Here is a 6,629-nt window from a genome sequence, read left to right on the forward strand (position 1 = left end):
GGCAACATCGGCGTGACGAAGATTTCCGGTGACAAGGACGCCTTGCTGAAAGATCTGGAACTGGCGCTGTTCGCCGGCAAGATCGCCGCCTACGCCCAAGGTTTTGCGGTGATGAGCGGCGCGTCGAAGGAATTCAACTGGAACCTGCCGATGCCGACCATCGCCAGGATCTGGCGCGCCGGCTGCATCATCCGCTCGCAGATGCTCGACACCATGGCGGAAGCCTTCAGCAAGGGCGGCGCCTCGACCAACCTTCTGATGGCGCCGGCCTTCATCTCGCTGATGCAGGAAGCGCATCCGTCGCTGCGCCGCATCGTGGCGAGGGCTTCGGAGGCCGGCTCGCCGGTTCCGGCGCTGTCTTCCGCACTTGCCTATTTCGACAGCTATCGCCAGGGCCGCGGCACCTCGAACCTGATCCAGGCGCAACGCGACTTCTTCGGCGCGCACGGCTTCGAGCGTATCGACGACAAAGGCGCGTTCCATGGGCCGTGGGGAAGCGGTGCGGCTGGCTGACAAGCCGGCCCAAGAGCCTAAACGGAAACCGGGGGTCTGAACGCCTGAACCTCGCTGGTGGCGACCAGGCGCTGCAGCGAGCCGGGTGCGGCGCCGCCGATCCAGCCGAGCACGGAGCGGGCGAGATCGGAGCCGGCCAGGCGGAAGTTCTCGTTGACGACGAGCAATTCCGGCCGGAACAGGTGCAACAGGTCCGACGACTGCTTGGACACGACATCGACGTCGCGGCCAAGTTTGAGGCCGGCATCTTCGATGCCGGCGACGATAGCCAGTGTCGCGGCGGCAGCGCTGCTGACGAAGCCGTCCGGCCTGTTCTCGCGGCGCATCACCTGCGCGGTCCTGGTCCTGATCTGCTCGATCGTGTGATCGATGGAAACGGTGTTGAACGGAATTTCGCTGGCGCCGACCTCGCTCAGCGCATCGGCAAAGCCGTTCAGCGTGTGGCCATAATAGGTCAGCCCGGGTGGCGGCGACAGAAGCGCCAGCTTGCGCCTGCCCATGCTCGCCAGGCGGCGCACGGCTTCCATCGCGAATACATGGTTGTCGAAGTCATGGTAGGGGTGGACCAGGCCCATGTCGGTGCGGCCATGCGTGGCAAAGGGCATGCCGTGCTCGAGCATGTAGCGGGCGCGTGGATCGTTCGGTTGGGTGCGCGAGATGATGACGCCATCGGCCGAGCCGGTCTCGACGAGATAGCGGATCGGCTCCATCGGATCCTGCGAGCGGGAATAAGGCGTGACGATCAGGTGATAGGGCGTTTCGGCGAGCACTTCCGAAACGCCGTAGATGATGTCCGAGACGAAGCTCATGATCTCGCGGTCGGTGTTGAGCACGAGGCTGATGACATTGGTCCTGCCGGTGCGCAGACGCACGCCGGCGCGGTTCGGCCGGTAGCCGATCTGCTTGGCGACGAGTTGGACGCGGCGCCTGGTTTCGGCGCCGATTTCCGGGGCATCCTTCAAGGCGCGTGACACGGTGGTGACGCCGAGCCCGGTCATGAAGGCAAGCGTCTTCAACGTCGGCCGTCCCTGTGCCGAGTTCTCCCCGTTCTTGTCCGTACGCTGTCTGTCCATTCGTCCCGCCCGTCAGGCGCATAGCAGCCGCGGGCCATGTCGGCAATCGCCGTCATAGCGATACGATATGCGTCCCAGCCCCGGCAAAGCGTCAATATACTGAAACGTTACAGATTGCCAGTATCGAGATGTATGTCCTCGTCACGAGGTGGATGGTTCTTTTTGCGAAACGCATTGGGATTCCAGGAGAAATCGCCCTGCCGCCGCCTTTTGCCCGTATCAGGCGGCATTTCGGTGTTTGCGCCGCAGCAAACCATGCTGCAGTGCATGAGAAGCGCGATCATTCAGGCGGATTTGTTCGCGGCCCGAAAAAATATCGAGGGCGCTTCGTTGATGGGTTGCACAGCCCGCGCAATTGCCGTATCGAAAATCTGTAACGTTTCAGATTCTGGGAGGAGCCGAAATGCGATACAGATTTTTGACCGCTGCCCTGGCGGCGACGGCTGCACTGCAATTTGCCGGCCAGGCGGCCGCGACGGACCTGGAAGTCACCCATTGGTGGACTTCAGGCGGCGAGGCCGCGGCGGTTGCGGAACTTGCCAAGGCATTCGATGCGACCGGCAACCACTGGGTGGACGGCGCCATTGCCGGCTCCGGCGGCACGGCGCGGCCGATCATGATCAGCCGCATCACCGGTGGCGATCCGATGGGCGCCACGCAGTTCAACCACGGCCGGCAGGCGGAAGAGTTGGTGCAGGCCGGCCTGATGCGCGACCTCACCGACGTCGCCACCAAGGGCAAGTGGACTGATGTCGTGCGGCCGAAGAGCCTGCTCGACGGCTGCACCATCGACGGCAAGATCTATTGCGTGCCCGTCAACATCCATTCCTGGCAGTGGCTGTGGCTGTCCAACGAAGCCTTCGCGAAGGCCGGCGTGCCGTTGCCGAAGGACTGGAATGAATTCGTGGCGGCAGCGCCGGCACTGGAGAAGGCCGGCATCATCCCGCTCGCCGTCGGCGGGCAAGCCTGGCAATCCTCCGGTGCCTTCGACGTGCTGCTTGCGGCTGTGGGCGGCACGGACACGTTCCTCAAGGTCTACAAGGACAAGGATGCCAAGTTCGCCGCCGGGCCCGAAGTCGCCAAGGTCTTCAAGGCCGCGGACGATGCCCGCAAGATGGCGAAGGACACCAATGTGCAGGACTGGAACCAGGCGACCAACCTGGTCATCACCGGCAAGGCGGGTGGCCAGATCATGGGCGACTGGGCACAGGGCGAGTTCCAGGTTGCCGGCAAGACCGCCGGCAAGGACTATACCTGCCTGCCGGGCCTTGGGCTGAACGAGGTCATAGCCACGGGCGGCGACGCCTTCTACTTCCCGCTGCTCAAGGATGCCGACAAGAGCAAGGCGCAGGAGGTGCTGGCCGAGACGCTGCTCGATCCCAAGACGCAGGTTGCCTTCAATCTGAAGAAGGGTTCCCTGCCGGTGCGCGGCGACGTCGATCTCAACGCGGCGAACGACTGCATGAAGAAAGGCCTCGCCATCCTCGCCAAGGGCGCCGTCATTCCATGGACGGACCAACTGCTTTCGCAGGACACCCAGAAGCAGAAGGAAGACCTTTTCGCCGAATTCTTCGCCAAGCCGGAATTGACCGTCGAAGACGCACAGAAGCGCTTCGCCGACCTCATCGCTTCGGCGGACTGACGCTGGCGGCAAGCCACCTCGCTCCCGGCCTTGCGAATGCAGGGCCGGGAATGCACCGCCCTTACCCAGCCGGCTGACGAGATGAGCAAGAGCGAACGCCCCAACCTTCTGTTCCGCAACCTCAATGCGAAGGTCGCCTCGATCCCGATGATCCTCACCGCCATGGTGGTTTTCGTCGGCGGCACCGTTTGGACGGTGCTCTATTCCTTCACCAATTCGAAGCTCTTGCCGCGGCTGAATTTCGTCGGGCTCGACCAATATTACCGGCTGTGGGCGACGCCGCGCTGGCTGATCTCGATCGAGAACCTGCTGATCTACGGCGCGATCTCGCTGGTGTTCTCGCTGGTCATCGGCTTCCTGCTTGCAGCACTGCTCGATCAGAAGATCCGCTTCGAGGACACGTTGCGCACCATCTTCCTCTATCCTTTCGCGCTCTCCTTCATCGTCACCGGCCTGGTCTGGCAGTGGCTGCTCAATCCGGATTTCGGCATCCAGCATGTGGTCCGTGACTTAGGCTGGACGAGCTTCAGCTTCGACCCGCTCTACAATTCCAGCATCGTCATCTACGGCATATCGATCGCGGCGCTGTGGCAAGGCACAGGGCTCATCATGTGCCTGATGCTGGCTGGCCTGCGCGGCATTGACGAGGACATCTGGAAGGCGGCGCGGGTGGATGGGATCCCGATGTGGAAGACCTATCTGTTCATCGTCATCCCGATGATGCGGCCGGTCTTCATCACCACGCTCGTCATCATCGCTGCCGGCATCGTCAAGGTCTATGACCTCGTCGTGGCCCAGACCAGCGGCGGCCCAGGCATCGCCTCCGAAGTGCCGGCCAAATACGTCTACGACTATATGTTCTTCGCCCAGAACCTCGGCCAGGGCTTTGCTGCCTCGACCATGATGCTGCTCTCGGTGGTGATCGTCATCGTGCCCTGGGCCTATCTCGAGTTCGGGCGGCGCAAATGAGCATGGCAGACATCACCGCTCAAGCAAGCACCGCCGCCGGCGCGCGCCAGGGCATCACCGATCCCTACGGCCCGAAGCCGCGCCGCGTGATTTCGCGCCGCAACGTCTTCCTATACGGCACATTGTTCGTCATGGCGGTCTACTACCTCTTGCCGCTCTACGTCATGGTCGTCACCTCGCTCAAGGGCATGCCGGAGATCCGGCTCGGCAACATCTTCTCACCGCCGCTCGAGATCACTTTCGAACCGTGGGTCAAAGCGTGGTCGACTGCCTGCACCGGCCTTAACTGCGACGGGCTCTCGCGCGGCTTCTGGAATTCGGTGCGCATCACCGTGCCGTCAGTGCTGCTGTCGATCGCCATCGCCTCGGTGAACGGTTATGCACTGGCCAATTGGCGCTTCAAGGGCGCCGATACGTTCTTCATCATCCTGATCGTCGGCGCCTTCATTCCCTACCAGGTGATGATCTATCCGATCGTCATCATCCTGCGCGAGATCGGCCTCTATGGCAGCCTCAGCGGGCTGGTGATCGTCCATTCCATTTTCGGCATGCCGATCCTGACGCTGCTGTTCCGCAATTATTTCTCCTCGATGCCGGAGGAGCTGTTCCGGGCGGCACGTGTCGACGGTGCCGGCTTCTGGGGCATCTTCCTGCGCATCATGCTGCCGATGTCGCTGCCGATCTTCGTCGTCGCCATCATCCTGCAGGTGACCGGCATCTGGAACGACTTCCTGTTCGGCGTCGTCTACACCCGCCCCGACACCTATCCGATGACGGTGCAGCTCAACAACATCGTCAATTCGGTGCAAGGCGTGAAGGAGTACAACGTCAATATGGCCGCAACCATCCTGACCGGGCTTGTGCCGCTCATCGTCTACTTCATCTCCGGCAAGCTTTTCGTACGTGGCATCGCCGCCGGCGCGGTGAAGGGGTGATGGCGATGACGGCAGCCAACGATACCAGCGTTTCGATCCAGGACCTGTCGCTGAATTTCGGCGCGGTGACCGTCCTGGAGACGCTCAATCTGGATGTCGCCGATGGCGAGTTCATCGTGCTGCTCGGGCCGTCCGGCTGCGGCAAGTCGACCTTGCTCAACTGCATTGCCGGCCTGCTCGACGTTTCCGAAGGCCGCATCTTCATCAAGGGCAAGAACGTCACCTGGGAAGAGCCCAAGGACCGCGGCATTGGCATGGTGTTCCAGTCCTATGCGCTCTATCCGCAAATGACGGTGGAGAAGAACCTGTCCTTCGGGCTGCGTGTCGCCGGCACGCCAAAAGAAGAGATCGCCAAGCGGATCACGCGGGCGGCTGAAATCCTGCAGATCGAACCGCTGCTGCAGCGTAAGCCGGCCGCACTTTCCGGCGGCCAGCGCCAGCGCGTCGCCATCGGACGGGCGCTGGTGCGCGATGTCGACGTGTTCCTGTTCGACGAGCCGCTGTCCAATCTCGACGCCAAGCTGCGCGCCGAACTGCGCGTCGAGATCAAGCTGCTGCATCGCAAGCTGCAGAACACCATGATCTACGTCACCCACGACCAGATCGAGGCGATGACGCTGGCCGACCGCATCGCGGTGATGAAGGGCGGCGTCATCCAGCAACTCGATGCGCCGCAGACCATCTACAACCGTCCGGTCAACCGCTTCGTCGCCGGCTTTCTCGGTTCGCCCGCAATGAACTTCGTCGATGGCCACCTGGAAGACGCCGACGGCGGCTGGCGGTTCGCGGCCGGGGATATCAAGATCCCGCTCGGCACTTACGACTTTGCCAAGCCTCCGGCTCCCGGCCCCGTCACATTCGGTATCAGGCCCGAGCATGTCAGCCTGAACAGCGGCACCGGCTGGCCGTTCTCGATGGCCGCCAATGTCGAGGTGGTCGAACCCATGGGCTCCGACACGCTGGTCTGGCTGAAGCTTGCCCAGCAGAATTTCAGCGTCCGAGTGACCTCGGAACGCACGCCCAAGAACGACGAGGCGGTGACGCTTGGATTCGATCCGATGCGCGCCTCGCTTTTCGACACCGCAACCGGCACACGCATCTAGCTTCCGAGAACCAACCTTCCAACGACGATCCCCAAGCAAAACGGACAGAGACGATGAATTGGTCATTCCAACTTTACAGCGCCCGCAATTTCCAACCCTGGGACGGTGTGCTCGCCATGCTCGGCAAGCTCGGCTACGCCCAGGTCGAAGGTTTCGGCGGCGTCTATGATGATCCCCAGGCATTCCGCGCCGAGCTCGACAGGAACGGGCTTGCCATGCCGACTGGGCATTTCTCGATCGACGCGCTCGAGAACGATTTTGACGGCGTGCGCAGAACCGCCGACGCACTCGGTATCACGCTGCTCATCTGTCCTTTCCTGATGCCCGACCAGCGGCCATCCGACGTGGCCGGCTGGCGTGGTTTCGGCGAACGCCTGGCCAAGGTCGGTGATGC

The 6,629-nt window shown here is 62.5% G+C and carries 6 protein-coding genes and 2 pseudogenes; 7 read left to right on the forward strand and 1 reads right to left on the reverse strand.

Annotated elements, in window-relative coordinates; genetic code table 11:
* Nucleotides 1-513: pseudogene (locus EN884_RS20180) on the forward strand (NADP-dependent phosphogluconate dehydrogenase); the annotation flags it as partial.
* A 17-nt stretch (nucleotides 514-530) separates the two neighbouring features.
* Here the strand turns inward: EN884_RS20180 and EN884_RS20185 are convergent.
* On the reverse strand, nucleotides 531-1,586 hold the full coding sequence (locus EN884_RS20185; protein ID WP_063169024.1) for a LacI family DNA-binding transcriptional regulator: 1,056 nt from the start codon (nucleotides 1,584-1,586) through the stop codon (nucleotides 531-533).
* A gap of 152 nt (nucleotides 1,587-1,738) precedes the next feature.
* Here EN884_RS20185 and EN884_RS20190 point away from each other — a divergent pair, with 152 nt between their 5' ends.
* From EN884_RS20190 to EN884_RS20215, 6 genes and pseudogenes are all read left to right on the forward strand, one after another.
* A complete protein-coding gene (locus tag EN884_RS20190; RefSeq protein ID WP_127224157.1) occupies nucleotides 1,739-1,963 on the forward strand; it encodes a hypothetical protein in 225 nt (74 codons plus the stop codon).
* Between the two features lie 26 nt (nucleotides 1,964-1,989).
* Complete coding sequence (locus EN884_RS20195) at nucleotides 1,990-3,228, forward strand: ABC transporter substrate-binding protein (protein ID WP_063169023.1); 1,239 nt, start codon at nucleotides 1,990-1,992, stop codon at nucleotides 3,226-3,228.
* A gap of 81 nt (nucleotides 3,229-3,309) precedes the next feature.
* Entirely contained in the window at nucleotides 3,310-4,197 is an 888-nt protein-coding gene (locus EN884_RS20200; RefSeq protein ID WP_024504415.1) for a sugar ABC transporter permease, read from the forward strand.
* Between the two features lie 2 nt (nucleotides 4,198-4,199).
* Nucleotides 4,200-5,132, forward strand: a complete 933-nt coding sequence (locus EN884_RS20205) for a carbohydrate ABC transporter permease (RefSeq protein ID WP_024504414.1) — start codon at nucleotides 4,200-4,202, stop codon at nucleotides 5,130-5,132.
* 5 nt (nucleotides 5,133-5,137) lie between these two features.
* Complete coding sequence (gene ugpC / locus EN884_RS20210; RefSeq protein ID WP_027161308.1) at nucleotides 5,138-6,235, forward strand: sn-glycerol-3-phosphate ABC transporter ATP-binding protein UgpC; 1,098 nt, start codon at nucleotides 5,138-5,140, stop codon at nucleotides 6,233-6,235.
* A 53-nt stretch (nucleotides 6,236-6,288) separates the two neighbouring features.
* Nucleotides 6,289-6,629 (forward strand): annotated as a pseudogene (locus EN884_RS20215) (sugar phosphate isomerase/epimerase); the annotation flags it as partial.

The organism is Mesorhizobium sp. M7A.F.Ca.AU.001.01.1.1, assembly GCF_004022735.1.
GTDB lineage: Bacteria > Pseudomonadota > Alphaproteobacteria > Rhizobiales > Rhizobiaceae > Mesorhizobium > Mesorhizobium ciceri.

Excerpts from the sequence above, each read along its gene's own strand:
- ugpC (WP_027161308.1), top strand. The coding sequence starts at position 5,138 with ATGACGGCAGCCAACGATACCAGCGTTTCGATCCAGGACCTGTCGCTG.
- EN884_RS20200 (WP_024504415.1), top strand. The coding sequence starts at position 3,310 with ATGAGCAAGAGCGAACGCCCCAACCTTCTGTTCCGCAACCTCAATGCG.
- EN884_RS20195 (WP_063169023.1), top strand. The coding sequence starts at position 1,990 with ATGCGATACAGATTTTTGACCGCTGCCCTGGCGGCGACGGCTGCACTG.
- EN884_RS20190 (WP_127224157.1), top strand. The coding sequence starts at position 1,739 with ATGGTTCTTTTTGCGAAACGCATTGGGATTCCAGGAGAAATCGCCCTG.
- EN884_RS20205 (WP_024504414.1), top strand. The coding sequence starts at position 4,200 with ATGGCAGACATCACCGCTCAAGCAAGCACCGCCGCCGGCGCGCGCCAG.
- EN884_RS20185 (WP_063169024.1), bottom strand. The coding sequence starts at position 1,586 with ATGGACAGACAGCGTACGGACAAGAACGGGGAGAACTCGGCACAGGGA.